This is a genomic window from Massilia sp. Masssp93 (assembly GCF_059491295.1).
Genome location: NZ_CP168502.1, coordinates 2,659,573 through 2,683,816 on the forward strand (window position 1 = coordinate 2,659,573; position 24,244 = coordinate 2,683,816).

Below are 24,244 nucleotides of genomic sequence, written 5' to 3' on the forward strand. Positions count from 1 at the left end.
CGCGCTATTCAGTTGCCGGGCATGGCGTCGCGCGGGATGATCGCACCGCGGTGGCGGATCACGGTGCCGGCCAGGCGGTGGCCGGCGCGCGCGGCGGCCTCCGGTCCCTGGCCGGACAGGCGCGCCGCCATGTAGCCGGCACCGAACGAATCGCCGGCGGCCGTCGTGTCGATCACGTCGCGCACGGGTTCGGGCGCGACCGCGTACGTCCAGCCGTCATGCCACACGACGCACGGGGCGCCGCCGCACTTGACGACGATTTCGCCCACGCCCAGCGCGCGCGTCCGTTCGATGACGCCGTCCGCGTCGGTCGCGCCGTACAGCGCAACCTCGTCGTCCAGCGTGAGCAGCGCGATGTCCGCATGGGCCAGCACGCGGGCGTAGACGGCGCGCGCCGTCGCGGCGTCTTCCCACAGGCGCGGCCGGTAGTTATTGTCGAACACGACGCTGCCGCCGCCCGCACGGCACTGGGCCAGCGCCGCGATCAGCAGTTCGCGGTCGGCCGGCGCCAGGATCGCCAGGCTGATGCCCGACAAATAGACCATGCGCGCACCCGCCAGTTGGACGAGCACCCTGCCCGCGTCCGGCGCGTGCAGCCAGTGGCGCGCGGCGGAATCGCGGCGCCAGTAGTGGAAGCGGCGCTCGCCGTCCGGGTCGGTCTCGATCATGTAGATGCCCGGCAGGCGGTCCGGCAGGCGCTGCACCCACGCGGTCTCGATCCCTTCGCGCTCCCACGCGGCGAGCATCTCGGCGGACATGCCGTCCACGCCCAGCCCCGTCACATAAGCGACGTTGGCGACGGCCGGATCGAGCAGGCGCGCCATGTACACGGCCGTGTTCAGGGTGTCGCCGCCGAAGCGGTAATCCATCGTGCCGCCCGCTCCTTCGCTGCTGCGCTGCAGTTCGATCATGCATTCGCCGATCGCGTAGACGGTGTGTGCTCCCATCGTTAATCCTTGTCGCTCGTTCATGTGTTGTCGGGGCCGGAGAGTTTACCGCAGAGTGTTCAGCGGGTCTCGGCGATGGCGGGGGCATCGGTTGCCAAGGGCGCGCGCGGACCGCCGTCGCGCACCAGCGTCCAGACGACGATCGCCGCCAGCACGTCGAACACGGCCAGCACGACGAACATCGGGCTGTAGCCCACGTGCGTGACCACGACGCCGAACACCAGCGTGAACAAGGTCGCGCCCAGGTAGCCGGACATGCCGGCCAGGCCCGTGGCCGTGGCCACTTCGTGTTTGCCGAAGACGTCGGACGTGATCGCGTACAGCGCGCCGGACAGCGTCTGGTGCGCGAAGCCGCCGATGCAGAGCAGGAAGATCGCCGTGTACGGGCTCGCCACGAGGCCGATGCAGCCCGGGCCGATCATGCACAGCGAGCCGAACGCCATCACCCATTTGCGCGACCCGGCCAGCGACACGTTGAAGTGGCGGTGCACGAACGGCGACAGATAGCCGCCCAGCACGCAGCCGATGTCGGCGGCCAGGAACGGCAGCCAGGCGAACGCCGCGATCTCCTTCAGGTCCATGTGGCGTTCCGTCGCCATGTACAGCGGGATCCACGCGTTGAAGGTCTGCCAGGCCGGCTCGGACAGGAAGCGCGGGATCGCGATCGACCAGAAATTCCGGTTGCGCACGATCTCGCGCCACGACGCTTTCGCGCCGCTGTCCTGGTGCTTCGCTTCCTGGCCCGCGAGGATGTAGTCGCGCTCGGCGTCGGACAGCAGCTTCTGGTCGCGCGGGTGCTTGTAGAACACCGTCCACAGCAGGGTCCAGGCGGCGCCCAGCACGCCGACGATGACGAACGCCCACTGCCAGCCCGCGTGCAGGATCGCCCACACGACGAGCGGCGGCGCGCACAGGGCGCCGATCGACGAGCCGATGTTGAACCAGCCGATTGCGACCGAGCGCTCCCTGGCCGGGAACCATTCCGTCGTCGCCTTGACGCCGGCCGGGATGCCCGCCGCTTCCGTCAGCCCGAGCAGGCCGCGGAAGAACGCCATGCTCTGCCAGCCGGAGGCCAGCGCGGCGCAGGCGCACGCGACCGACCACGCGAGCGCGAACACGGCGAAGCCGATCTTGGTGCCGATCGCGTCCAGCACGAAACCGGCGACCGGCTGCATGACGGCGTAGCAGACCTGCCACGCGACGACGATGTACGAGTACTGCTTCGTGTCGATGTGCAGGTCGGCCATCATCGTCGGCGCCGCGACGGACAGCGTGTTGCGCGCCAGGTAGTTGACGATCAGGCCGAGCGTGACCAGCCCCACCATCCACCAGCGCATGCCTTTCAGTTTGTTCACGGTAGTCCCCTCCTGCGCCGAATTTTGGCGCGCAACATCTCGAGCCGTCGGGCGGGAATCGCCCTCGGCGTTCTTTTGCGTAGGGTGGACACCCCGTGTCCACGCGTGACGTCGGCGTTACGCCGGCATTCGCGCGGGCGGAGGCCGCCCGCCCTACGTTCGGTTGTCGTTTGCGGTTTAAGCGAGCAGCGCGCGGATGCCCTGCTGCTCGATGGCGCGCAGGTTCGCGGCCAGCTGCGCGGCCAGGCCCGGGACCTCGTTCAGGTCCCGGCCCCACAGCGCGGCGTGGGCGAGCCAGCCGCGCGCGAGGTCGTCAAGCGTCCATGCGCCGGCAGCCACCTTGTCCCAGCCGGCGCGGAACCATGCCAGCGTGGCGGCGTCGTCGGCGAGGTCGATGACGCCGCCGCGGTACAGCACCATCGTCGCGGCCAGCGCCAGCACGAGGCGGCGCGGCAGGCGGCCGTCGTGCAGGTCGGCGTAGCGCAGCAGTTGCGGCATCACGCGCGCGGCGAACTTGCTCCAGCTGTTCAGCGCGATCGATGCGAGGCGATGGTGGATGGCCGGATTGCGGAAGCGGCGCAGCACGTCGGCGGCGAACGCCTCCAGCTCCGCGCGGTCCATCTCCAGCGCCGGAATGATTTCCTCATCGATGGCGGCGCGCAGGAAGCTGCCCACCTGGGCGTCGTCGACGGCCGGACCGACGGCTTCCAGGCCGGCCAGCAGCGCGACCGGCACGAGCGTCGTGTGGCCGCCGTTCAGGATGCCCACCTTGCGCTTCTTGTACGGCGTGATGTCGTCGACGAGCTTGACGTTCAGGCCGCTGCCGGCCAGCTTCAGTTCCTCGGCGACCTGCGCCGGGCCCTGGATCACGAACAGGTAGTAGTATTCGGCCGCCACGAGGAACGGGTCGGCGTAACCGAGTTCGCGCCCGATCTCTTCCGCGTCGGCGGCCGGATAGCCGGTCACGATGCGGTCGACGAGCGTATTGCAGAACGTGCAGGCGTCGCCGACCCACGCCGCGAAGCCGGCCGGCAGCTGCCACAGGCGCGCGTAGTGCAGCACGGCGTCCTTGAGCGCCGCGCCGTTCTTGTCGATCAGTTCGCAGGGCAGCAGTATCAGCCCCTTGTCCTGTGCGCCGCCGAATGCGGTGAAGCGCCGGAACAGCAGCTGCGTGAGCTTGGCCGGGAACGTCACGGGCGGCGCGTCGTCGGCGCGGTCGGTGTCGTTGACGGTGATGCCGGCTTCCGTCGTGTTCGAGACGACGAAGCGCAGGTCCGGATTCGCGGCCAGCGCGAGGTAGTCGCCATACATCGTGGCCGGGTCGATTTCGCGCTGCACGCATTCGACGGTGCGGTAGTGCTTGACCGGCTGGCCCGTTTCGTCGAGGCCGCGCACGAGGACGGTGAACAGGCCGTCCTGCACGTCCAGCAGCGGCGTGGCCGAGCCGCCGCGCGGGCGCACGACGACGACGCCCGCGTTCAGGCCCGTGCGTTCGTTCAGGAGGTCGACCTGCCAGTCGAGGAAGCCGCGCATGAAATTGCCCTGGCCGAATTGCAGGATCTTGACGGGCAGCGCGAACGGCGCTTGACGACGGAGTTGGTTCATATGTCTCGCCTTACAGGGAAATATCGCGTTTCCAGAAAATGAAGTCGTACTGCTGCAGGCGGTCGGCCTTGCACTTGTACTTGCCGCCCGCAGTGTCGACGACCATGCCGAACAGGCCCTTCGCCACGTCGGGCAGCGGCTTGCCTTCGATGATCGGACCGCAGTCGTAGTCGATCAGGTCGGACAGCTTGTTCGCCACCCGGCTGTTGCTGGAGATTTTCAGCACGGGCACGATCGGGTTGCCGGTGGGGGTGCCGAGGCCGGTCGAGAACAGCACGACGTTCGCGCCCGACGCCACCATGCCGGTCACGGATTCGACGTCGCCGCCCGGGGTGCACAGCAGGGACAGGCCCTGTTTGTCGGTCTGCTCGCCGTAGTCCAGCACCGAGACGATCGGCGACGTACCGCCCTTTTTCGCGGCGCCGGCCGATTTCATCGCGTCCGTGATCAGGCCGTCGCGGATGTTGCCGGGGCTCGGGTTGTCGGCGAAGTGCGTGCCGACGGCGAGCGCGCGCTGTTCGAAGTCGCGCATCATGCCGAGGAAGCGGCGCTTGTCCTCGTCCTCGACGCAGCGCTCGATCAGGCTCGCTTCCACGCCGCACAGTTCCGGGAACTCGGCGAGGATCGACGAGCCGCCCACGGCGACGACCATGTCCGACACATAGCCCATGGCCGGGTTGGCGGAGATGCCGGAAAAACCGTCGGAGCCGCCGCACTTCACGCCGATCTTCAGGTGCGACAGCGGCACCGGCTGGCGCCGGACCTTGTTCGCGTCCTTCAGGTTCGTCAGCGTGTCCTGCAGGACCGCCTTCATCATCTTTTCTTCGCTGTCCCACTGCTGCTGTTCGTAGATCAGCACGGGCTTGTCGAAGTCCGGGTTCTGCTTCGCGAGGGCATCCTTGAACATGGCGATCTGCGCGTTCTGGCAGCCCAGCGAGAACACGGTGATGCCGGCCACGTTCGGGTGGTCGGCGTACGCGGCCAGGATCTTGCACAGCGAGCGCGCGTCGGCGCGCGTGCCGCCGCAGCCGCCGTTGTGGGTGATGATGCGCACGCCGTCCAGGTTCGGGAACGGACGGACCACCGCCTTGGGCGCCTCCATGTCCTCGCCCAGCAGCTGGAACGTCAGCGACGCGAGGTCGTTGGTCGAATAACCGAGCGGGCCTTCGAGCGCGTTGCGCAGGTGCTCGACGTTGCGGTTCTCGCAGAACACGAGCGGGAAGATCAGCCAGTAGTTCGCGGTGCCCACGCGGCCGTCGGCGCGCACGATGCCGTCGAACGTCGCTTCCTCGAGGTCGGCCACGTCGGGCGGCGTCCAGGTGTAGGGCTTGCTTTCCCCGATCTCCACCTCGGATGCGTAGTGGGCCAGGTTGTCGGTCGTGACGGCCTCGCCCTTGCGGATGGCCTGCGTGGCCTTGCCGACCACGACGCCGTACATCGTCAGCAGCTCGCCCTCGGCGAACGAGCGGCGTGCCAGCTTGTGCTTGGTCTTGATCGGCGTCGACACGAGGATGTTCTCCCCGTTCCACGTCACGACGTCACCCGGCGCCAGGTCGGTCAGGGCGACCAGCATGCTGTCGTCCGGGTGAATGCAGATTACTTTTTGCATGGTTGCCCAATCAGAGCTTGAAGTAGTTCTTGGCGTTCTCGTAGCAGATGCCGCGCACGATCGTGGCCAGTGCGTCGAAGTCTTCCGGATACTCGCCGGCCGCGACCCATTCGCCCAGCTGGCGGCACACGAGACGGCGGAAGTAGTCGTGGCGCGGGTACGACGCGAAGCTGCGCGAGTCCGTCACCATGCCCACGAAGATACCGAGCACGGAGTGGTTGCCGAAAGCGACGATCTGGTTCAGGTTGCCCAGCTTGTGGTCGTTGAACCACCAGGCCGGGCCGAACTGCACCTTGCCGGCGACGCTGCCGTCCTGGAAGTTACCGATCATCGTCGACAGCACTTCGTTCATCGCGGGGTTCAGGTTGAACAGCATCGTCTTCGGCAGCTGCTTGTGGGCGTCCAGCGCCGACAGCAGCGCGACCAGGCCGTTACTGGTCGTCATGTCGGAGATCGAGTCGAAGCCGGTGTCCGGCCCCAGGGTCTCCAGCATACGCTGGTTATTGTTGCGCATGGCGCCGATGTGGAAGCACATGGTCCAGTCGAATTTCGCGTACACGGCGCCGATGGCTTCCAGCAGGCCGCGCAGGTAGCGCGCCTGTTCGAGGTCGCCCAGCAGCTCGCCCTTCATGCGCTTGGCGAACAGGGCTTCCAGCTCCTCGGCCGTCGCGGCGACGGCCGGCAGCGGGATGTCGATGGCGTGGTCGGAAATGCGGCCGCCGCGGGCGTGGAAGTATTCGACGCGGTTCGCCAGCGCGGCGATGAGCGACGCGAACGAATCGATCTTCACGCCGGCGACGTCCGCGAGGCGCGCCACGTACTCGACGTAGCCGGGATTATTGATGCGCATGGCCTTGTCCGGACGGTAGGCCGGCAGCACGCGGGTTTTCAGCGCCGACTGTGCGATCTCGGCGTGCTGCAGCAGGTCGTCGGCCGGGTCGTCCGTCGTGCAGGCGATTTCCACCTTGGCCTGTTCGAGGAACGTCCACGTGTCCATCGTCGCCAGCTTGGCGTTGGCCTGTTCCCAGATCGCCTCGGCGTTCTTCGCGTTGATCACGAGGTCGATGCCGAAGATGCGGCGCAGCTCCAGGTGGCTCCAGTGGTAGATAGGGTTGCCGATCGCGAGCGGCAGCACCTTGCAGAAGGCCAGGAATTTCTCCTTGTCCGGGCGGTCGCCCGTGCAGTACTCCTCCGGCACGCCCGCCGTGCGCATCAGGCGCCATTTGTAGTGGTCGCCGCCCAGCCACAGTTCGGCGATGTTGCGGAACTTCTTGCGCTCGGCGATCTCGCCCTGCTGCAGGTGCGAATGGTAGTCGATCACCGGCAAATCGGCGCCGACTTCGTGGTACAGCTTGCGGGCGACGTCGGTCGTGAGGAGGAAATCCTGGTCCATGAAGGCGGTCATGTCGTGTAGCTCCTTGGGTAGCTGATCTGATATATCAGGATGGTATGCCTAATATATTACGTACGCAAGAACTTTTGTTCTGAATATGCACGGGCAGCCGGGAAAGCTTCGCGGGAAAAGTACCGGATGTTATGCTTCGGTCATCGGACTCGGGATGCATATACGCAATAACCGGATCCGCAACCACGCCTCCGGAGCCCAGAGAACATGCTCGAACAATTATTCAAACTACGCCAGAGCGGCACCGACGCCAGGACGGAAATCCTGGCCGGCCTGACCACGTTCCTGACGATGGCCTACATCATCTTCGTCAATCCCACGATCCTCGGCGATGCCGGCATGCCCAAGGACGCCGTGTTCGTCGCCACCTGCCTCGTGGCCGCGCTGGGCAGCCTGGTCATGGGCCTGTACGCCAATTATCCGATCGCGATGGCGCCCGGGATGGGCCTGAACGCCTATTTCGCCTATGCCGTCGTGCTGGGGATGAAGGTGCCCTGGCAGGCGGCGCTCGGCGCCGTGTTCGTGTCGGGCTGCCTGTTCATCCTCGTGTCCGTGTTCGGCCTGCGCGCGATGATCGTGAACGGCATCTCGCGCTCGCTGCGCGTGGCGATCACCGTGGGCCTGGGGATGTTCCTCGCGCTCATCGCCCTGAAGAGCGCCGGCATCGTCGTCGCCAGCCCGGCGACGCTCGTGCAGGCCGGCGACCTGCACAAGCCCGCGGCGGTCATGGCCGTCTTCGGCTTCCTGCTGATCGTCACGCTCGACCGCCTGAAGGTGCGGGGCGCCATCCTGATCGGCATCGTCGCCGTGACGATCCTCAGCTTCTTCTTCGGCGGGAATACGTTCCACGGCATCGTCTCGGCCCCGCCGTCGATCGCGCCGACGCTGATGCACCTGGACGTCAAGGGCGCGCTGGGCGTCGGCATCATCAACGTGGTGCTCGTGTTCTTCCTCGTCGAGCTGTTCGACGCCACCGGCACGCTGATGGGCGTCGCCAGCCGCGCGGGCCTGCTGGTCGAAGGCAAGATGGAGCGACTGAACAAGGCGCTGCTGGCCGACAGCGCGGCCATCGTCGCCGGCTCCATGCTCGGCACGTCGAGCACCACGGCGTACATCGAGAGCGCCGCGGGCGTGCAGGCCGGCGGCCGCACGGGCCTGACGGCGCTGACGGTGGCGGTCCTGTTCCTCGCCTGCCTGTTCATCGCGCCGCTGGCGGGCGTGGTCCCCGCCTACGCGACGGCGCCCGCCCTGCTGTTCGTCGCCTGCCTGATGCTGCGCGACCTCGGCGACATCGAATGGAACGACACGACGGAAGCCGTGCCGGCCGCGATCACGGCCCTCGTGATCCCGTTTACGTATTCGATCGCGGAAGGCATCGCGTTCGGCTTCATCACCTACGCCCTGCTGAAGCTGACGACGGGCCGCGCGCGCGAGGTCAAGCCGGTGATCTGGGTGATCGCCGCCCTGTTCGCCTTCAAGATCGTCTACATCGGCGCCTGAGCCGGCGCGCCGCCGACGGCGCGCGCCGCCTGCCCGGCCGTCAGCATCGCGGCGAATTCCGCCGCCGGCACGGCGGGGCTGAACAGCCAGCCCTGCACGAGATCGCACCCGAGTTCCGCCAGCAGTTGCAGCTGGCCGGCCGTCTCGACGCCCTCCGCCACGACCGAGAGCCGCAGGCCGTGGGCCATCGCGATGACGGCCCGCGCGATCGCAAGGTCGTCGGGGTCCGTTTCCAGCTCGTGCACGAACGAACGGTCCAGCTTGAGGCGGTCGACCGGGAAGCGTTTCAGGTAGTTGAGGTTCGAATAACCGGTGCCGAAATCGTCGATCGCAAGGCGGATGCCCATCCCCTTCAGCTGGGCCAGCAGCGCGAAACTCTTGCCCGCGTCGGCCATCGACGCGCTCTCCGTCAGTTCCAGTTCGAGCAGGCCCGGGTCCAGGCCGCAGTCGTCCAGCACGCGCCGCACGGTGCCGAGGATCTGTTCCGTGAACTGGTGCGCCGACAGGTTCACGGCCACCGGCACGACGGGCAGGCCCGCGCGGCGCCACGTGTCGAGCTGGCGGCACACCTGGTGCAGCACCCACTCCCCGATCTCGAGGATCAGCCCCGTCTCCTCTGCCAGCGGGATGAAGGTCGACGGCGGGACGAAGCCGCGCTCCGGGTGGCGCCAGCGCAGCAGCGCCTCGGCGCTGGCGATGGCGCCGCCGTCCACCGCGATCTGCGGCTGGTAATGCAGTTCGAGCTCGCCCCGTTCGAGGGCGCGGCGCAGCCCGTTTTCCAGCTTGAAGCGGTCGTTCGCATCCTGGTTCAGTTCCGGGCGGTAGAAGGCGTAGCGGTGGCCGACGCCGTCCGCCGCCTGGCGCAGCGCCGTTTCCGCGCCCCTGGCCAGCGTTTCGTAGGCGACGCCGTCGTTCGGGTAGATGGCGATGCCGATGCTCGGATCGAGGTGGAATTCCTCGTGCTCGTACGCATACGGTGCGCTGAGCGCGGCCAGTACGCGGCGCGCGCCGGCGGCGAGTTCCTCGGCGTCCGCACCCGCCAGGACCAGCGCGAACGCGCCTTCGGAAAAGCGCGCCACGAAGTCGTGCGCGCCGACCTCCCGCAGGCGCGCCGCCGCCTCCTGCAGCAAGGCCTGTTCGGCGCCCGGGCCAAGGGCTTCGCGGATCAGCGCCATGCGTCCGAAGCGCAGCAGCATGAAGCCGAGCATGCGCCCGTCGCTCCTGGCTTGCGCCTTCATCCGGCGCAGGCGCTCGCGCAGCAGGTCGCGGTTCGGCAGGCCCGTGACGGCATCGTAGTTGCTGGCATAGTGCAAGCGTTGCTCGGCGCCGCGCAGTTCCGTGACGTCGATGCCGGTGGCGAGGACGAATTCCACGCCGCCATCCTCGCGCCGCAGCAGCGTGTGGGTCCAGACGATGCTGCGCGTGCGCCCGTCCGGCGTGCGCCATTCGCCCTGCAGCCGCTGCGGCGGCGGATCGCTGGCCAGTCCGGTGAACAGGTTGCGCACGACGTCCGGGTCCTCGGCGCCGCGCACCACTTCCCAGCAGCGGCGGCCCAAGGCCTGGTCGGCGCGCCAGCCCAGCGATTCCTCGCAGGCGCGGTTGAACGTCACGATGCGCCCTTCCGGGTCGGCCAGCAGCACGAGCGTGCCGGCGGTCTCCACCACGGCCGACAACCGGTTGCGCTCCGAGCGCAGGGCTTGCGTCCGCTCGACGACGAGCGCCTCGGCGCGCGTGTACAGGCGCGCGCGCTCGAGCGCGAGGGCGACCTGCTGCGCCACCCCGTCGAGCAGCTTGCGTTCGTCTTCGCCGAACGCGTCCGGCCGGGCGCGCGCATGCAGCAGGCCGAGCCGGCGGTCGCCGGCCAGCAGCGGCAGGCACACGGACGCCGGGTCATCGAGCGCGCTGCCGTGCGCACACAGGCAGGCACCGATATCGGGCGCGTCGCCGCGCTGCGCCAGCAGGCACCAGGCGCCGTCCGGCGCGACGGTGCTGATCGCGGCGCCGGCGAGCGCCGGCATCCGCAACAGATGGTCGAGCGCGGCCCGGGCGACGTCCGCTTCGCTGGCGGCCTCGTTGAGCGCGCCGGCGATCGTGCCGAGCAGCCCCAGGGAGCCGACCATGCGCGCCAGGTCCTTGCGCTGCGTATCCAGTTCGGCGTTCAGGCGCAGGGCCTGGTCGTGGGTGGCCACCAGCAGCTCGTAGATGTGGCGCCGCTCGTCCGCCATCACTTCCAGCGGCCGTGCCGGGTCGCCCGCGTCGCGCCCGCGCAGGATGCGGTCCACGCGCTCGCGCAGCTGGGCGCCGTCGTAGGGCTTGCGCACGAAGCCGTCGGCGCCGGCCTCGAGGCTGCGCACGATGTCCTGCAGGCTCGTGAGGCGGGTGAACAGCAGGACGGGTATGGCGGACAGCCGGGCGTCGTCCTTGAGGGCGCGGCACAGCGCATAACCGTCCATGGCCGGCATGGCAATGTCGCTGATGACCAGGTCGGGCGGTTGTGCCCGAACGGCGGCGAGCGCGGCGCGGCCGTCGGGGGCCAGGCGCACGCGGCAATCGGGGTCCTGTGCCAGCAGCCGGGCAAGCTGCTGGGCCTGGGTCGGGCTGTCCTCGGCCACGAGGACGTCATAGTGCCGGCCGGACGATTCTCTCTTGTGCGTTGTTGTCATCTTGTTCGCGCCGGCCCGCTAAGCGGTCCGTGCCGTGATCAATGCAATCGGTGGCCGGTGCAGCGCACACCCCGGCCATGAAAAGTTGCATTGATATTAGCTAAGATGGTGAAGCATTAACATTCGCTCGAACCGCTGCCCGTATGTCCAACCGTCTTTACTTCTGCAGGGTCCGCTTCCAGTTTTACACAGATTTAACACCGGCGGGACGTGGCCGATCCCGGAAAGACACACTTGTATTGAAATCGCTGTCATGAATTCTATGACAACGACCCTTTAACATTGTTGCCATGTGACAACATGTGAGGCGGCACGGCAGGTCAGCCCGCCAGCCCGTGCTGCAGTGCGTAGCGGATCAGGGCCGCGTTCGTCGACAGGCCCATCTTCCGGAAGATGCGCGTGCGGTAGGTGTTGACCGAGCTGACGCTGATGCCCAGCTCGGCCGCGACCTGCTTGATCTGCAGTCCCGAACCGATGAGGGCGACGATTTCGGCCTCGCGCGGGGTCAGGCTGTAATGCGCCGGCCGGACGCCGGGGCGCGCATCGTGCGCGAGCAACATGCCGACGCGCGGGCCCAGCCAGGTGCCGCCGGCGGCCGCGCGCCGGACGGCCTCGACCAGCTCGGCGGAGGCCATCGTCTTCGACACATAGCCGAGCGCACCCGCGCGCAACGCGGCGAGCGCGTACCGTTCCTCAGGATGCATGCTGAGGATCACGACCCGCAGGTCGGGGAAATGGCGCCGCAATTCGGCGAGGCCGTCCAGCCCGTCATAGTCGGGCAGGGTCAAGTCCAGGATCACGACGTCTGGGTGAACCTGGGTGATGAGGGCGATCGCTTGCTTCAAGTCTGCGGCTTCGCCGACGATTTTTAGGTCGACGCAGGGCCGTACGATCTTCTTGATCCCTTCGCGGATCAACTCATGATCGTCGGCGATGACTAGCCTGATCAAAGTGCTTCCTTCATACATTCACGCCGGTATGTCGGCAAAGCAAGCATTCTAGGCAACAGTTGCCCAGAATTGCAAACACAATTATAGGGTACGTAACATTTATCCGGTTTATCGGGCCGATCCCGCGGGTCAATGTGTAAAATTTCCGTGCGAAAGTATTTAGACCGGCGCTTTGGGCTACAATGTCGCCTCCGCCGACGGGCTCCGGCCCGACGGACGATCCGTGAACGACAGGCTGTGCATCGCTCCCGATGGCGACGGAAGGCAGCCGTACAGATGGCTATGAAATCTCTGATGCTTTGTGTGCTGGCCCTGACCAGCGCGGGGGCGGCGATGGCCGCTCCGGACGATCTCGCGGACAGCGTGCCGTCGTCCAGTTACTTCACCCAGGCGCCCGCCGCGACGATCCCGGAAGGCAGCAACTGGTACACCTCCGCCGAGCTCGGCGCCATCACGACCTCGGGCAACACCGAAGGCACCTCCGTGACCGGCAAGGTCGATGCCCGCCACGAGATGGCCAACTGGAGCAACGAGTACATCGTCAGCGGCTATTTCAAGGAAGACGTCACGCACAACGGCGACGGCACGACGACGCGCACCCGCTCCGCCGAGCGTTATTCGGTGTCGGCCAAGGCGGCGTTCAAGCTGCTGGAGGACGGCAACCGCGCCTTCCTGCTGGGCTCGCACGTAAACGATAAATTCGGCGCCTACACCCGCTATTCCTCGGTCGGCGTCGGTTACGGCACCCAGTTGCTCAAGCGCGACAACGAGACCGTCGACGTCGAAGTGGGTCCGGGTTATTTCCACGGCGAGAATGCGGCCGGCGGCATCGAATCCGGCGTGACCGTGCGCGGCGCGGCCCAGCTGCGCTGGCGCGTGAGCCCGTCCGCGGCGTTTTCCCAGAGCGTCAGCGTGGAACGGGGCACGTCCAACATGCACTCGATCGCCGAGACGGCGCTGTCCACCAAGATCAACGGCACGATGCAGATGAAGGCCGCGTTCAGCGCGCGCAACGACACGAACGTGCCGGACACGAAGAAGAATACCGATACGCAGACGTCGCTGACGCTCGTCTATTCGTTCTGACCGTTCTGATCGTTTTGATCCGAAACGGCGACGGCCGGGCGGTCCCGGCCGTCATGTCGCATCCGCAGTCCGCTTATTTCGTCAGGATCCGGCCGGTAAGCTGGATCGTCCCCTGCCCCGTCGTCATATCCTCGCCACCCGTCATGTCGCCGCCGCCGGTCGCCCTGGCGTAGCGGCCGGTGCCGCCCGTCACCTGGAACGTGGCGCCGCTGAATACGAACTTGGCGCCCTCGCCCGTCGGGACGAACTGGCCGCTGTAGTTAGCGAAGATCAGTTCGCCGGTCATCGTCGTGACCAGGAATTTGCCCTGGCTGAAGGTATAGGATGTGCCGCTCGGCGCGATGCAGTCGCTGGCCAGGAACGTCACCTTGCCGACCAGGGAACTGGTGCCGAAACCCAGGATGGTGCCGCCGAAATTCGATGCGCAGCGCGCCGACGGGCCGGGGATTTCCTGCAGCACGCCGGAAAGCTTGAAGTCCTTGTACGTGGCCGGGGCGGCGGAGGCGCACAGCGCGGCGGACATGAGGACGGCACCGGTGGCAAGACGCAGGACAGACTGGAACATGAAGTTCTCCGTGTAAATTGGTAGAGCTTCATTTTAACGATTTGCTATCGTTTCGTGCGCACAATTGTGTATTTTATTGTAATTTTTTCCGGCAGGATCAGATTATGTGTCGTTTACATCAAGGCTCCATGCCGTCGGAACGTAATCGCGGGTAACGCGGCAAACTGTCGACCAGGTGCAGCCAGCGTACCCGCTGCGAATAATAAGTGTGGTCGGCCGGCGGCAGCGCGTCCGGATCGTCGAGGCTGCCGGTGGTGACGTCGATCTCGTCCGGCGCCGCCGCGCCGTGCCAGGTCAGTTGGGTGCCGCAGTCGCGGCAAAACAGGCGCTCGACGCCGGGGCTGGACGGATTGCGCGCCGGCGTGCCGCGGGTCCAGCGCAGCGCATCCTTGCGGACGCTGAACCACGCGAGGGCCGGGGCGCCGCTGGCGCGGCGACAGTCGACGCAATGGCACAGCGTCGGATGGGTGACGGCCCCCGTGGCCTCGTAGCGCACCGCGCCGCACATGCATCCGCCCTGCAGTCCCATTGCCTTCCTCCGATCAGCGTGCCGCGGCCGGCGTGCCGCGCGGCGTGGGCGCCGTCAGCAGCAGCGCGACGAGGCTGATGACGGACGCCACGCTCAGGTACCAGCCCACCGTCTGCAGGCCGTAGTGCGTCGCCAGCCATGTTGCCACATACGGCGCCAGCGAGGCGCCCAGGATGCCCGACAGGTTGAACGTGAGCGACGCGCCGGTGTAGCGCACCTCGGCGGGGAACAGTTCCGACAGCAGCGTGCCCAGCGGCCCGTACGTCATGCCGATCAGGCACTGGCCCAGTACGAGGAACAGGGCGACGAGCGCCAGGCTGCCGGACCCGAACATCGGCCCGAACAGCAGGCCGAACAGCGCCAGGCCCGCGGACACGAGGATCATCGCCGCGCGCCGGCCGTGGCGGTCGGCCAGCACGGCGGAGATCGGGATCGTCAGGCCGAAGAAGACGATCGCGCCCAGCTGCAGCAGCAGGAAAGTCTGGCGCGAATAGCCCAGCGCCGACGTGCCCCAGCTGAGCGCGAACACGGTCATCAGGTAGAACACGACGAACGTGGCGAGCGCCGCCAGCGTGCCCAGCACCAGTGCGCGCGTATGGTTCGCGAACACGTCCGCGACGGGCAGCTTGACGCGCTCGTTGCGGTCGAGCACGGCCTGGAAATCGGGCGTTTCCGTGATCTTGAGGCGCACGTACAGGCCGACGAGGACCAGCATGCTGCTGGCCAGGAACGGGATCCGCCAGCCGTAGCGGAGGAATTCGGCGTCGGAAAGCAGGCCGGACAGCAGCAGGAACACGCCGCTCGACAGGAAGAAGCCCAGCGGTGCGCCCAGCTGCGGGAACATGCCGTACCAGGCGCGCTTGCCCGGCGGCGCGTTTTCGGTCGCCAGCAGCACGGCGCCGCCCCACTCCCCGCCCAGGCCGAGGCCCTGGCCGAAGCGGCACAGCGCGAGCAGCAGCGGGGCCGCCGTGCCGATCGCGGCATAGGTGGGCAGCAGGCCGATCGCGACGGTGGACAGGCCCATCGTCAGCAGCGCGGCCACGAGCGTGGCCTTGCGGCCGACGCGGTCGCCGAAGTGGCCGAACACGGCCGAGCCGACGGGGCGCGCGAAAAAGGCGATGGCGAACGTCGCCAGCGATTGCAGCGTGGCCGCGGCGGCGTCCCCGGCCGGGAAGAACAGCTTGGGGAACACCAGCACGGCGGCCGTGGCGTAGATATAGAAGTCGAAGAATTCGATGGTCGTGCCGATCAGGCTCGCGAACAGCACGGTCGCGGGCCGGTTCAGGGCGGGACGGGTCTGCGTGGCGGCGCCGGTCATGCGGCACCGGCCTGGGACAGGGCGTCGGCGAGTTCGCGGCTGTCGACCGGACGCACGACGCGCGCCACTTCCTGGCCGTCCCTGAGCACGACGACGGTCGGCCACAGCTTCACCTTGAACGAGCGCCCCAGCTTGCGTCCCGGACCGTCTTCCACCTTGATGTGCCGGACCGCCGCATGCGGCGCCAGCGCCTCGTCGATGTGGCTGGCCGCCGCCTGGCAATAGCCGCACCAGTTGGTGCCGAAATCGAGGGCGACCACGCCGGGCAGCGCGTCGATGGCGCTGCGCTCGGGCTGCGCGGTGTCGTAAGGCTTCGTCATGCAAGTTCTCCTGGTTGTCGATCACGCTAGCCTACAACAAAACACCCCCTCCCCGTAAGCCCGGGGGCGCCGCAGGCAGCTTGTTTGCGAAGCGAAATGCGGAAACGAACCGCTTTTCAAGCGTCGCCAACGTGAAACACCGAACGGAATACGGCCGCGCGCGGTGGCATGCTGCGTTCATACCGATCAAGGAGGCCATCATGTCCGACAATCTGCACAACCGCGGCCCGCAGGACCGTTCGCGCATCAACCTGCACGAGAAGTGGGAAGTCCAGTACTGGACGAAGGAACTCGGCGTGACCGAGCAAGAGCTGGAGCAGGCCGTCAAGACGGCCGGCAGCAGCGCGGAAGCCGTGCGCGCGCACCTGAGCGGCACGCGCCACTGAGCCGTCCCCGCCGGGCGGCGCCCGCCGCCCGCGCCACGCCTCCGCCGTAACCGGACGGGCCGCCGCGCCCGCCCGCGTCCCCGCCTGCATCCCCGACCGCCTTCCGAAAGGAGCCCAATGACCATCCGCGGCTATTTTTCCAATCTCGACATCGGCTGGACCAACGCGGCCGTCGCCCTCGGCGCCGCCGTCGTCAGTTTCATCGCCATCCACGGCGCCGTCCACCTGTTCCGGCGGCGCCTCGACAAGCTGGACGACGCGCGGGCCCACAAGCCCATCGTCGACGTGCTGCGCCACACGCTGGCGCGCACCAGCAATCTCGCCATCCTCGCCACGTCGCTGCTGATCGGCGCGTCGGTGCTCGACCTGCCGCCGCCCTGGAACCAGCGCATTGGCCACCTGTGGTTCATCACCCTCGGCGCGCAACTGGCCGTGTACCTGCACCACGCCATTGCCGTGACGGCGCGGCGCTATTTCCGCGTGCACGGCAAGGGCCGGGAAGACGACCAGGTGACGGTCGCCCACACGCTCGTGATCTGGGCCATGCAGTGGAGCGTCTGGACGGTCTTCCTGCTGGCGATGCTGTCGAACCTGGGCGTCGACGTCACGACGTTCGTCGCGAGCCTCGGCATCGGCGGCGTGGCCGTCGCGCTGGCCGTGCAGAACATCCTGGGCGACCTGTTCGCGTCGCTGGCCATCGCCACCGACAAGCCGTTCGAAGTCGGCGACGCGATCTCGGTGCCGGAATTCTTCGGCACCATCGAGCACGTGGGGCTCAAGACGACCCGCATCCGCGCGCTGTCCGGCGAACAGATCGTCATCGCCAACGCCGAGCTGCTGCGCAAGACCGTCCACAACTTCAAGCGCCAGCACACGCGCCGCGTGCAGTACACCCTGCGCGTGAACCCGGCCACGCCGGCCGACGTGGCGGCGCAGGTGCCCGAGCGGCTGTCCGCCATCATCGCGGCGAAGGAGAAGGTCAGGCCGGACCACGTGAACCTGACCACGATGGACCAGAACTACCTCGAATACGACATCGTCTACAACCTGTCCGACGTCGACTACGGCCTGTTCCTGCGCACCCAGCAGGCCGTGCTGCTGGAAACGATGCAGATGCTGCGCGAGCTGGGCATCTCGACGGCGCCGCGGCCGCAGGAGCTGCTGCTCCAGCAGGGCGCCGCCAACGACGCCGGCGCGCGCCGCCCGGACGGACGCGGGGCGCCGCAGGCGCGGCCCGCGCACTGACCGGGCTTGCGCCGGCGGCGCCGCCCGATGGTCGCGGTCACGCGTCGTTCGGCTGGATGCCCCCGCCGTCCGCCGGCGCCTGGTCCGGCTGCGGCGGCGCGGGCGGTTCGTTGTCCGGCGGCTTCGGCAGGTCGGCCGGCGGGCCGCCTTCCTGCTGCATGTCGCCGCCCTCTTCCATGTCTTCGTCGGGCGGCGGCGTCTCGTGGCGGATCACCGGTTCGGGCTTGTGCCCGCCCGGGAACAGCGCGTCGGCGCTGATCCTGCCGCTGGCCAGCACCGACTTGAAGAAGTCGCCCACGAGCAGGATCGCGCTGTGGCCGCCCTGCCCCCAGTAGTTCGAGCGCATCGTCACGCGGTTGTCGTTGAAGCCGACCCACGCGCCCGCGACGAGGTTCGGGTGCATCATGATGAACCAGGCGTCCGCGTTGTTCTGCGTGGTGCCGGTCTTGCCTGCCACGTCGGCCGTGATGCCGAAGCGGTAGCGGATGCCGGTGCCCGTGCCGCGGTTGATCACGCCCCGCATCATGTCGATCAGGGTCACCGCGGACGCCTGCGACAGCACCCGTTGCGGCGTCTGCTGCCCGAAGTCGGCGATCACCTGGCCGTTGCGGTCGGTGATGCGGCGCACGAACACCGGCTTGCGGTACTCGCCCTGGGCGGCGATCGTCGAATAGGCGTTGACCATCTCGAGCAGCGTGACGGGACTCGTGCCCAGCGCGATCGACGGCACCTGCGCCAGCTTGCTGGTGCGCACGCCCATGTCCTGCGCCAGCTTGACGACGGGCGCCACGCCGATGTCGCGCACGACCTGCGCCGTGATCGTGTTCTTCGAGTACACGAGACCGTCGCGCAGGGTCAGCTCGCGCCCCGTCGTGCCGCTGTTGTCGGTCGGGCGCCAGGTGGTGCCGTCGGCGAAGCGGATCGTCGTGACGGCGTCCAGGTACGGATGGTCGGGCGCGATGCCCTTCTCGAGCGCGGCCGCGTACACGATCGGCTTGAACGTGGAGCCGGGCTGGCGCGCGGCCTGCACGACGTGGTCGTACTGCTCGCGCTCGAAATCGCGGCTGCCGACCCAGGCCTTGATCTCGCCCGTCGTCGGGTCCATCGCGAGGAAGCCGGCTTCCAGGCGCGACTTGGCCGCCTTCAGCTGGCGCATGAAGTCGCGGTCGGCCTTGAGGCGCTTGAGCGCGGCGACCGGGTTCTCGCCGCCCTCGACGGCCTTGCGGTATTCGGACGATTCGCGGATGAACGTCTCGAGCATCTCGCCGTGCGACGCCCAGTAGTATTCGAACGGATTGACGCCCGGACGCATGTCGACGTAGGTCTGCGTCTGCGTCGCGTTGACGGGCCACGAATGGGCCCAGTCGACGTCGGCGATCGCCTGCAGCGCGCCGGCCTCGCGCTGGACCGCCTGCAGCGCCGCCTGCTGCAGGTCGTAGTCGAGCGTCGTCTGCACGACGAGGCCGTCCTGCTGGAGGTCGGCGTCGTTCTTGTCCGCCCACTCCACCAGCCAGCGCCGCACGTAGGCCGTGAAATGGTCGTCCTTGCCGGTGTGCTCGGCCAGGCGCGCGAAGTGCACGCGCAGGGGCCGTTTCACGAGCTGGCGGTACTTGGCCTCGTCGAACGCGCCGGCCTTCAGCATCTGCCCCAGCACGACGTTGCGCCGGGCCAGCGAGCGCTCCGGATTCGTCACGGGATTGTAGTAGGCGGTCCCCTTGAGCATGCCGACGAGCGTGGCCGCCTCCGTCTCGTTCAGTTGCGCGGCCGTCTTGTTGAAGTAGGTATGCGCCGCCGCCTCGATGCCGTAGGTGTTGTACAGGAACGGCACCGTGTTCAGGTAGGCTTCGAGGATCTCGGTCTTGCTATAGGTGTTCTCGATCTTGAAGGCGGTGATGAGTTCCTTCAGCTTGCGGTTGATGTTGCGGGCGCGGCCGATCTCGTCGCGGAACATGTTGCGCGCCAGCTGCTGCGTGATCGTCGACCCGCCCTGCGCATCGCCCTTGAGGTTGGCGACCAAGGCGCCGGCGATGCGGGTGAAATCGACGCCGTGGTGGTCGTAGAAGCGGTGGTCTTCCGTCGCGATGAGGGCGGTGACGACGTTCGGCGAGATCTGCGACAGCGGCACCTTCATCTGGATGCCCTGTTCGAAGCTGGCCAGCTGGCGCCCGTCGGCCGAGACGACGACCGTGGGCCGCGCCACGCGCGCCTGCCTGACGTCCTCGATGCCGGGCGTGAGCGGAAACAGCAGCGCGATCCAGGCGGCGAGCAGCGTCACGAGCAGCAGGAACATGCCGGCGGCGATGTACAGCCAGCGCACGTGCGGCGCCTTCGTCATCAGGTGGCCGTGCGCCCGCGCATAGGCTTCCCTGGCGCGGTCGCCGGCGCGGTCGATCATCCTGCGTTCGCGTCCGTCCCAGCGCTTGCCGTCGTTATGGTCATCCACTTCGTTTCCTGTCAGCTTCTTCGGTGATGGCCGCAAGTATAGCCGACGGCAGGCGGGGTTTCGGTTGGCGCACGCTCATACGGTGGCGTTATGCGGCAGCATGTGCCGTCCGGTGCGCAGCATGCGCTCGACGTCCGGCCCGGAGGCCGCCTGGGCATACACGTGGCCCTGCACCTCGTCGCAGCCGCGCCGGCGCAGGTAGTCGAGCTGGGCTTCCGTTTCGACGCCCTCGGCGATCACGCGCATGCGCAGGCCGCGCGCCAGCTGGATGATGGCGGCGACCATGGCGGCGTCGTCCTCGTCGAACGGGATGTCGCGCACGAAGCTGCGGTCGATCTTGAGCACGTCGACAGGAAAGCGGCGCAGGTACGACAGGCTCGAATACCCGGTGCCGAAATCGTCGATCGACAGCAGCACGCCCATCTGCTTGAGTTCGCGCATCGTGCGGATCGCGCTCTCGACGTCGCCCATCACGAGGCTTTCCGTGATCTCCACTTCGAGGCAGGCCGCGGACAGCCCCGTCTCTTCCAGCACGCGCGCGATCTCGCGCACGAGGTTCGGCTCCGCGAACTGGCGCGCCGACAGGTTCACGGCGATGCGCAGCGGTCCGAGGCCGGCGTGCTGCCAGGCGCGGCTCTGGCGGCACGCCGTGCGCAGCACCCACGCGCCGATGGGGACGATGAGGCCCGTCTCCTCGGCCAGGTTGATGAAGCGGTCGGGCCGTACCATGCCCATGCTCGGATGGCGCCAGCGGATCAGCGCCTCCAGCCCGACCACGGCGCCCGACACGAGGTCGACCTGCGGCTGGTAGTACAGCTCGAACTCGTCGTGCGTCAGCGCGCTGCGCAGCGCCCCCTCCAGCGCGAGCCGTTCGCGGGCGCGGGCGTTCATCGTCGGCATGTAGAACTGCACCATGTTGCGGCCCAGTTCCTTGGACCGGTACATGGCGACTTCCGCGTGCTGGATCAAGGTGGCGGCGTCGCTGCCGTCGGCCGGGTACGCGGCGAGGCCCGCGCTGCCCGTCAGCACGAGGTCCTGGCCGGACAGCTCGAGCGGATGGGCGAGCGCCTCCAGCACGGCGCGCACGGTGGCCGCCGCCTCCGACTCGTTCTCCCGCCCGGGCAGCACGAGGACGAATTCGTCGCCGCCCGTGCGCGCCACGGTGTCCGTGCGTTCGACAACGCTGCAGATGCGCTGCGCGGCCGTCTTGAGCAGTTCGTCGCCGGCGTCGTGGCCGAGCGTGTCGTTGACGAACTTGAAGTGGTCGAGGTCGAGCGCCGCCACCCACACGACGCCGCGCCCGGCCGCCAGGTTGATCGCATTCTCGATCCGGTCCTGCAGCATCGAGCGGTTGGCCAGGCCCGTGAGCGTGTCGAAGCGGGCGCGCGCCTCCAGCTCGGCCTCGTAGCGCTTGGCCATCGTCACGTCGTATTGCGTCATCACGAAATGGGTCGTGACGCCGTCGTCGTTGTTGACCGGCGCGATGTACACCTCGGCGAACATCTCGCGCCCGTCGCCGCAGCTCAGGCGCATCGACACGTGGGCCTCGCGCCGCTCGCGGATGGCGGCGCGCAGTTCGGCCACGGCGGCCCGGTCGGGTTCGCGCGCGCCCAGTTCGAGCAGGCCCCGTCCGACGGCCTCGGCGGCGCGATAGCCGCGGATGCGCTCGAACGCGGGATTGACGTATTCGATGGGGTAGCCGGGGCGCGTCGCGCTCACGAGGACGATGGCGTTCGCGCTGGCCTCGATGGCGCGCCGGTACAGCCGCAGCGCATCGAGGGCGTCGTGCAGGTCGGCCGTGCGGCTCTCGACGAGCGCCTCGATGCGGCGCGTGCGCTTGACGCGGCTCTGCACATACGCCGATGTGGCCAGGCTCACGAGGCAGCCGAGGACGAACGCGATCAGCGGACCGGTGCTGCCGGTCATGTCGCTCGAGCGCCCCGCGATGCGCAGCTCCCAGGGCAGGCCGGCCACGTCGAACGTGTGCCGGTTCGTGAACAGCGTGTCGCCCATGAGCGCGTGCCAGGGCGGAGGCCGCGTGCGGCCCAGCGAATCGTAGACATAGGCGCGCTGCGGGCCGTCCACGCCCGGACCGTACAGCTCGATCCTGAGGCCGTTGGGCGCCAGCAGGTTCGATTTCGCGAGGTTCGAGTCGACCAGCGCGGCCACGTCGATGATGACGGCCGTGTCGCCGAGCGCGGCGGCGCTGCGCGCGGCCGCATTGACGAGGGGCGCGCCGCGCCGGTACACGGGCTGGATCAGGACGAAGCCGAGGCGGTCGCCGCGCTGCAGCAGCGGCAGCATGGCGCTGGCCGCCGGCTGGTTCGTGTCGATGGCGCGCATGAACGCGGCGGCGTGGGGCGCGAACGAAAAGGCGTCGTAGCCGAGCGCGACTTCGTTCCCGCCCAGCGGCTCCACGTAGTCCAGCACGAGGTAGCGCGGACGCCGGCCGGCGGGCACGACCGTCACCGCGTCGCCCGTCGCCCGGCGCTCGCGGATCCCGAAACCGGGGCGGAAGCGCTGGTTCGCCGCCTCGAAGGCGGCCCGGTCCGCGCTGCTCACCATGCGGTGGAACACCACGGCCTGAAGGTACTGGTGGTTGGCCAGCAGCGGCCGGGCGAAGGCGCCGAACTCGTCGCGGGTCGCGATGCCGACGGAAGAAAACAGGGCGTTCGCCGCCTGCAGCACGTCGAGCGCGTCGCCGAAGCTGCGGGTCACGGACGCATTACGGATTTCCGCGCGCTGCAGGAATTCGGAGCGGGCACGCTCGCGCTCGCCATCGATCATGCCGACGGCCAGCACGACAGTAAGGCCCAGTCCCGCCAGCAGCGTGAGCACTGCGGCGGGGGTCGGGGGCCGGGCGCGGCCGAGGCGCAGGTTCCGTGTCAGCATGCCCCATCCTAGCAAATTTGGCCATGCCGGGACGCGCTGTTTCCGTGCCGCTTCAGTCTGTCGTGACGGGCGCCGCCGGCGCCGCGGTGGCGGCGGGAATCCGGCCCAGCTGCAGCTTCGCCAGCGTCGGATAGAGAGGGGGACTGATCAGCCGCGCGACGGCGAACGCGATCAGCGCGCACATCATCAGGCTCAGCACCATCGCATGGCCGTCGACCATTTCCATCACGATGATGAAGGCCGTCAGCGGCGCCTGCGTGGCGGCCGCGAGGAAGCCGACCATGCCCAGTGCGATCAGCGCCGGGACCTGCATGCCGTACAGCAGCAGCGCGACGTCGTTGCCGAACGCGGCCCCGATCGCCAGCGACGGCGCGAAGATGCCGGCCGGTACGCCGGACCACGTCGTCAGCCACGTCGCGAGGAATTTGAAGGGGGCGTACGCAAACGGCATCGCGGCGGTGCCCTCCACCATGTGGCGCGTGCTCGCATAGCCGGAGCCGAACGCGGCGCCGCCGGTCACGACCCCGATCAGGGCGATGCCGAGGCCGCACCCGGCCGCGAACAGCACCGGCCGGTGCGCGCGCCAGCGGCTGACGCGGTCGGGACTGCGGCCGGACAGCGACGCGATCATCAGCCGCGAGAACAGCCCGCCGGCCAGGCCGGACAGCACGGCGACGAGCAGGCCCGGCAGCAGCAGGTCGAGGCCGATCGCGGGCGCATGGATGACGCCGAAATAGGCGCTGTCGCCGTGCGCGGACACGCCGACGAGGCCGGCCAGCACGATGCCGACGATGATCAGGCCGCTCGAACGCTGTTCCGGCGCGCGCGCCAGTTCCTCGATGGCGAACATCACGCCGCCCAGCGGCGTATTGAAGGCGGCCGCGATGCCGGCCGCGCCGCCCGCGACGAGCAGGCCGTGGACGCCCACCGCGCTGCCGGCGGGAATCAGCCGGCGCGCCTGCAGCATGACGCCGGCCGCGATCTGCACGGACGGTCCCTCGCGCCCCAGCGACAGGCCGCCGAGCAGGCCGCCGGTCGTCAGCAGGATCTTGGCCACCGTCAGGCGCAGCGACACGAACAGCCCGCGCTCGGCGTCGCCCACCTCCGGCTCGAGGGTGGCCATCACTTGCGGGATGCCGGAGCCGGCCGCGCCGGGCGCGAAGCGGCGCGTGCACCAGACGACGAACGCCGTGCAGGCCGGCGTCCAGAGGAGCGGACTCCACCACGCCACGTTGCGCAGCGCGGCGAAGGTCTCGTAGGCCTTGTCCGCGAGCCAGGAGAAGCCGACGACCGTCAGGCCCGCCGCGCCCGCCAGGGCGATGACGATGGCGCGCACGGTCCACAGGCGCCAGTCGCCCAGTTCGCGGCGCAGGTCCGGTGCAGGTATCAAGCTCATGGTTTCCTGGATGTCATTTTTCGGCAGCCT

18 protein-coding genes are annotated in these 24,244 nt (G+C 68.4%); 4 read left to right on the forward strand and 14 right to left on the reverse strand.

All coding sequences use genetic code 11. The features are described 5' to 3' along the window. Nucleotides 1–8: 8 nt before the first annotated feature. From kdgK to uxaC, 5 genes are all read right to left on the reverse strand, one after another. Nucleotides 9–947 (reverse strand): 2-dehydro-3-deoxygluconokinase, encoded by a 939-nt coding sequence (gene kdgK, locus ACEN9Q_RS11045; RefSeq protein ID WP_495628429.1) that lies wholly within the window; start codon nt 945–947, stop codon nt 9–11. 59 nt (nt 948–1,006) lie between these two features. Continuing rightward, nucleotides 1,007–2,284 (reverse strand): MFS transporter, encoded by a 1,278-nt coding sequence (locus ACEN9Q_RS11050; RefSeq protein WP_056447035.1) that lies wholly within the window; start codon nt 2,282–2,284, stop codon nt 1,007–1,009. 195 nt (nt 2,285–2,479) lie between these two features. Continuing rightward, entirely contained in the window at nt 2,480–3,907 is a 1,428-nt protein-coding gene (locus ACEN9Q_RS11055) for a tagaturonate reductase (RefSeq protein WP_495628430.1), read from the reverse strand. A 10-nt stretch (nt 3,908–3,917) separates the two neighbouring features. Further along, nucleotides 3,918–5,516 (reverse strand): UxaA family hydrolase, encoded by a 1,599-nt coding sequence (locus ACEN9Q_RS11060; protein ID WP_495628431.1) that lies wholly within the window; start codon nt 5,514–5,516, stop codon nt 3,918–3,920. A 10-nt stretch (nt 5,517–5,526) separates the two neighbouring features. After that, complete coding sequence (gene uxaC, locus ACEN9Q_RS11065; RefSeq protein WP_495628432.1) at nt 5,527–6,921, reverse strand: glucuronate isomerase; 1,395 nt, start codon at nt 6,919–6,921, stop codon at nt 5,527–5,529. A 207-nt stretch (nt 6,922–7,128) separates the two neighbouring features. On the opposite strand from uxaC, the gene ACEN9Q_RS11070 reads away from it, so the two are divergent. Beyond that, nucleotides 7,129–8,421, forward strand: coding sequence for an NCS2 family permease (locus ACEN9Q_RS11070; protein ID WP_056446885.1), 1,293 nt, complete (start codon nt 7,129–7,131; stop codon nt 8,419–8,421). On the opposite strand, the gene ACEN9Q_RS11075 is transcribed toward ACEN9Q_RS11070, so the two are convergent. Together ACEN9Q_RS11075 and ACEN9Q_RS11080 are read right to left on the reverse strand one after the other, a co-directional pair. After that, a complete protein-coding gene (locus ACEN9Q_RS11075; RefSeq protein WP_495628433.1) occupies nt 8,406–11,084 on the reverse strand; it encodes a GGDEF/EAL domain-containing response regulator in 2,679 nt (892 codons plus the stop codon). The two genes, ACEN9Q_RS11070 and ACEN9Q_RS11075, sit on opposite strands and share 16 nt — an antisense overlap. A gap of 320 nt (nt 11,085–11,404) precedes the next feature. After that, complete coding sequence (locus ACEN9Q_RS11080) at nt 11,405–12,034, reverse strand: response regulator (RefSeq protein ID WP_056446891.1); 630 nt, start codon at nt 12,032–12,034, stop codon at nt 11,405–11,407. 294 nt (nt 12,035–12,328) lie between these two features. On the opposite strand from ACEN9Q_RS11080, the gene ACEN9Q_RS11085 reads away from it, so the two are divergent. Beyond that, nucleotides 12,329–13,120, forward strand: coding sequence for a DUF481 domain-containing protein (locus ACEN9Q_RS11085; RefSeq protein ID WP_495628434.1), 792 nt, complete (start codon nt 12,329–12,331; stop codon nt 13,118–13,120). Between the two features lie 73 nt (nt 13,121–13,193). Here ACEN9Q_RS11085 and ACEN9Q_RS11090 read toward each other — a convergent pair whose 3' ends face one another. From ACEN9Q_RS11090 to ACEN9Q_RS11105, 4 genes are all read right to left on the reverse strand, one after another. Further along, the gene (locus tag ACEN9Q_RS11090; RefSeq protein WP_056446898.1) at nt 13,194–13,685 is read right to left on the reverse strand and encodes a hypothetical protein; all 492 of its coding nucleotides are present in this window, start codon (nt 13,683–13,685) and stop codon (nt 13,194–13,196) included. Nucleotides 13,686–13,803: 118 nt separating this feature from the next. After that, complete coding sequence (locus tag ACEN9Q_RS11095) at nt 13,804–14,214, reverse strand: GFA family protein (protein WP_495628435.1); 411 nt, start codon at nt 14,212–14,214, stop codon at nt 13,804–13,806. Between the two features lie 13 nt (nt 14,215–14,227). Beyond that, nucleotides 14,228–15,532, reverse strand: a complete 1,305-nt coding sequence (locus ACEN9Q_RS11100; RefSeq protein ID WP_495628436.1) for an MFS transporter — start codon at nt 15,530–15,532, stop codon at nt 14,228–14,230. Next, nucleotides 15,529–15,852: a thioredoxin family protein gene (locus ACEN9Q_RS11105; protein ID WP_056446907.1), complete on the reverse strand. Its 324-nt coding sequence runs from the start codon at nt 15,850–15,852 to the stop codon at nt 15,529–15,531. Before ACEN9Q_RS11105 ends, ACEN9Q_RS11100 begins: the two co-directional genes overlap by 4 nt. Before the next feature lie 200 nt (nt 15,853–16,052). Here ACEN9Q_RS11105 and ACEN9Q_RS11110 point away from each other — a divergent pair, with 200 nt between their 5' ends. Further along, nucleotides 16,053–16,238, forward strand: a complete 186-nt coding sequence (locus ACEN9Q_RS11110; RefSeq protein WP_495628437.1) for a DUF3606 domain-containing protein — start codon at nt 16,053–16,055, stop codon at nt 16,236–16,238. Between the two features lie 117 nt (nt 16,239–16,355). Then, on the forward strand, nt 16,356–17,483 hold the full coding sequence (locus ACEN9Q_RS11115; RefSeq protein ID WP_495628438.1) for a mechanosensitive ion channel family protein: 1,128 nt from the start codon (nt 16,356–16,358) through the stop codon (nt 17,481–17,483). A gap of 37 nt (nt 17,484–17,520) precedes the next feature. On the opposite strand, the gene ACEN9Q_RS11120 is transcribed toward ACEN9Q_RS11115, so the two are convergent. From ACEN9Q_RS11120 to ACEN9Q_RS11130, 3 genes are all read right to left on the reverse strand, one after another. After that, the gene (locus tag ACEN9Q_RS11120) at nt 17,521–19,926 is read right to left on the reverse strand and encodes a penicillin-binding protein 1A (RefSeq protein ID WP_495628439.1); all 2,406 of its coding nucleotides are present in this window, start codon (nt 19,924–19,926) and stop codon (nt 17,521–17,523) included. 75 nt (nt 19,927–20,001) lie between these two features. Further along, nucleotides 20,002–22,818, reverse strand: a complete 2,817-nt coding sequence (locus tag ACEN9Q_RS11125; RefSeq protein ID WP_495628440.1) for a bifunctional diguanylate cyclase/phosphodiesterase — start codon at nt 22,816–22,818, stop codon at nt 20,002–20,004. A 52-nt stretch (nt 22,819–22,870) separates the two neighbouring features. Further along, complete coding sequence (locus tag ACEN9Q_RS11130) at nt 22,871–24,214, reverse strand: chloride channel protein (RefSeq protein WP_056446921.1); 1,344 nt, start codon at nt 24,212–24,214, stop codon at nt 22,871–22,873. Between the last annotated feature and the right edge of the window lie 30 nt (nt 24,215–24,244).

What these genes read in the sequence shown, in the direction of transcription:
- kdgK (WP_495628429.1), bottom strand. Translation starts at nt 947, where the DNA reads ATGGGAGCACACACCGTCTACGCGATCGGCGAATGCATGATCGAACTG.
- ACEN9Q_RS11050 (WP_056447035.1), bottom strand. Translation starts at nt 2,284, where the DNA reads ATGCGCTGGTGGATGGTGGGGCTGGTCACGCTCGGCCTGATCGTCAAC.
- ACEN9Q_RS11055 (WP_495628430.1), bottom strand. Translation starts at nt 3,907, where the DNA reads ATGAACCAACTCCGTCGTCAAGCGCCGTTCGCGCTGCCCGTCAAGATC.
- ACEN9Q_RS11060 (WP_495628431.1), bottom strand. Translation starts at nt 5,516, where the DNA reads ATGCAAAAAGTAATCTGCATTCACCCGGACGACAGCATGCTGGTCGCC.
- uxaC (WP_495628432.1), bottom strand. Translation starts at nt 6,921, where the DNA reads ATGACCGCCTTCATGGACCAGGATTTCCTCCTCACGACCGACGTCGCC.
- ACEN9Q_RS11070 (WP_056446885.1), top strand. Translation starts at nt 7,129, where the DNA reads ATGCTCGAACAATTATTCAAACTACGCCAGAGCGGCACCGACGCCAGG.
- ACEN9Q_RS11075 (WP_495628433.1), bottom strand. Translation starts at nt 11,084, where the DNA reads ATGACAACAACGCACAAGAGAGAATCGTCCGGCCGGCACTATGACGTC.
- ACEN9Q_RS11085 (WP_495628434.1), top strand. Translation starts at nt 12,329, where the DNA reads ATGCTTTGTGTGCTGGCCCTGACCAGCGCGGGGGCGGCGATGGCCGCT.
- ACEN9Q_RS11090 (WP_056446898.1), bottom strand. Translation starts at nt 13,685, where the DNA reads ATGTTCCAGTCTGTCCTGCGTCTTGCCACCGGTGCCGTCCTCATGTCC.
- ACEN9Q_RS11095 (WP_495628435.1), bottom strand. Translation starts at nt 14,214, where the DNA reads ATGGGACTGCAGGGCGGATGCATGTGCGGCGCGGTGCGCTACGAGGCC.
- ACEN9Q_RS11100 (WP_495628436.1), bottom strand. Translation starts at nt 15,532, where the DNA reads ATGACCGGCGCCGCCACGCAGACCCGTCCCGCCCTGAACCGGCCCGCG.
- ACEN9Q_RS11105 (WP_056446907.1), bottom strand. Translation starts at nt 15,852, where the DNA reads ATGACGAAGCCTTACGACACCGCGCAGCCCGAGCGCAGCGCCATCGAC.
- ACEN9Q_RS11110 (WP_495628437.1), top strand. Translation starts at nt 16,053, where the DNA reads ATGTCCGACAATCTGCACAACCGCGGCCCGCAGGACCGTTCGCGCATC.
- ACEN9Q_RS11115 (WP_495628438.1), top strand. Translation starts at nt 16,356, where the DNA reads ATGACCATCCGCGGCTATTTTTCCAATCTCGACATCGGCTGGACCAAC.
- ACEN9Q_RS11125 (WP_495628440.1), bottom strand. Translation starts at nt 22,818, where the DNA reads ATGCTGACACGGAACCTGCGCCTCGGCCGCGCCCGGCCCCCGACCCCC.
- ACEN9Q_RS11130 (WP_056446921.1), bottom strand. Translation starts at nt 24,214, where the DNA reads ATGAGCTTGATACCTGCACCGGACCTGCGCCGCGAACTGGGCGACTGG.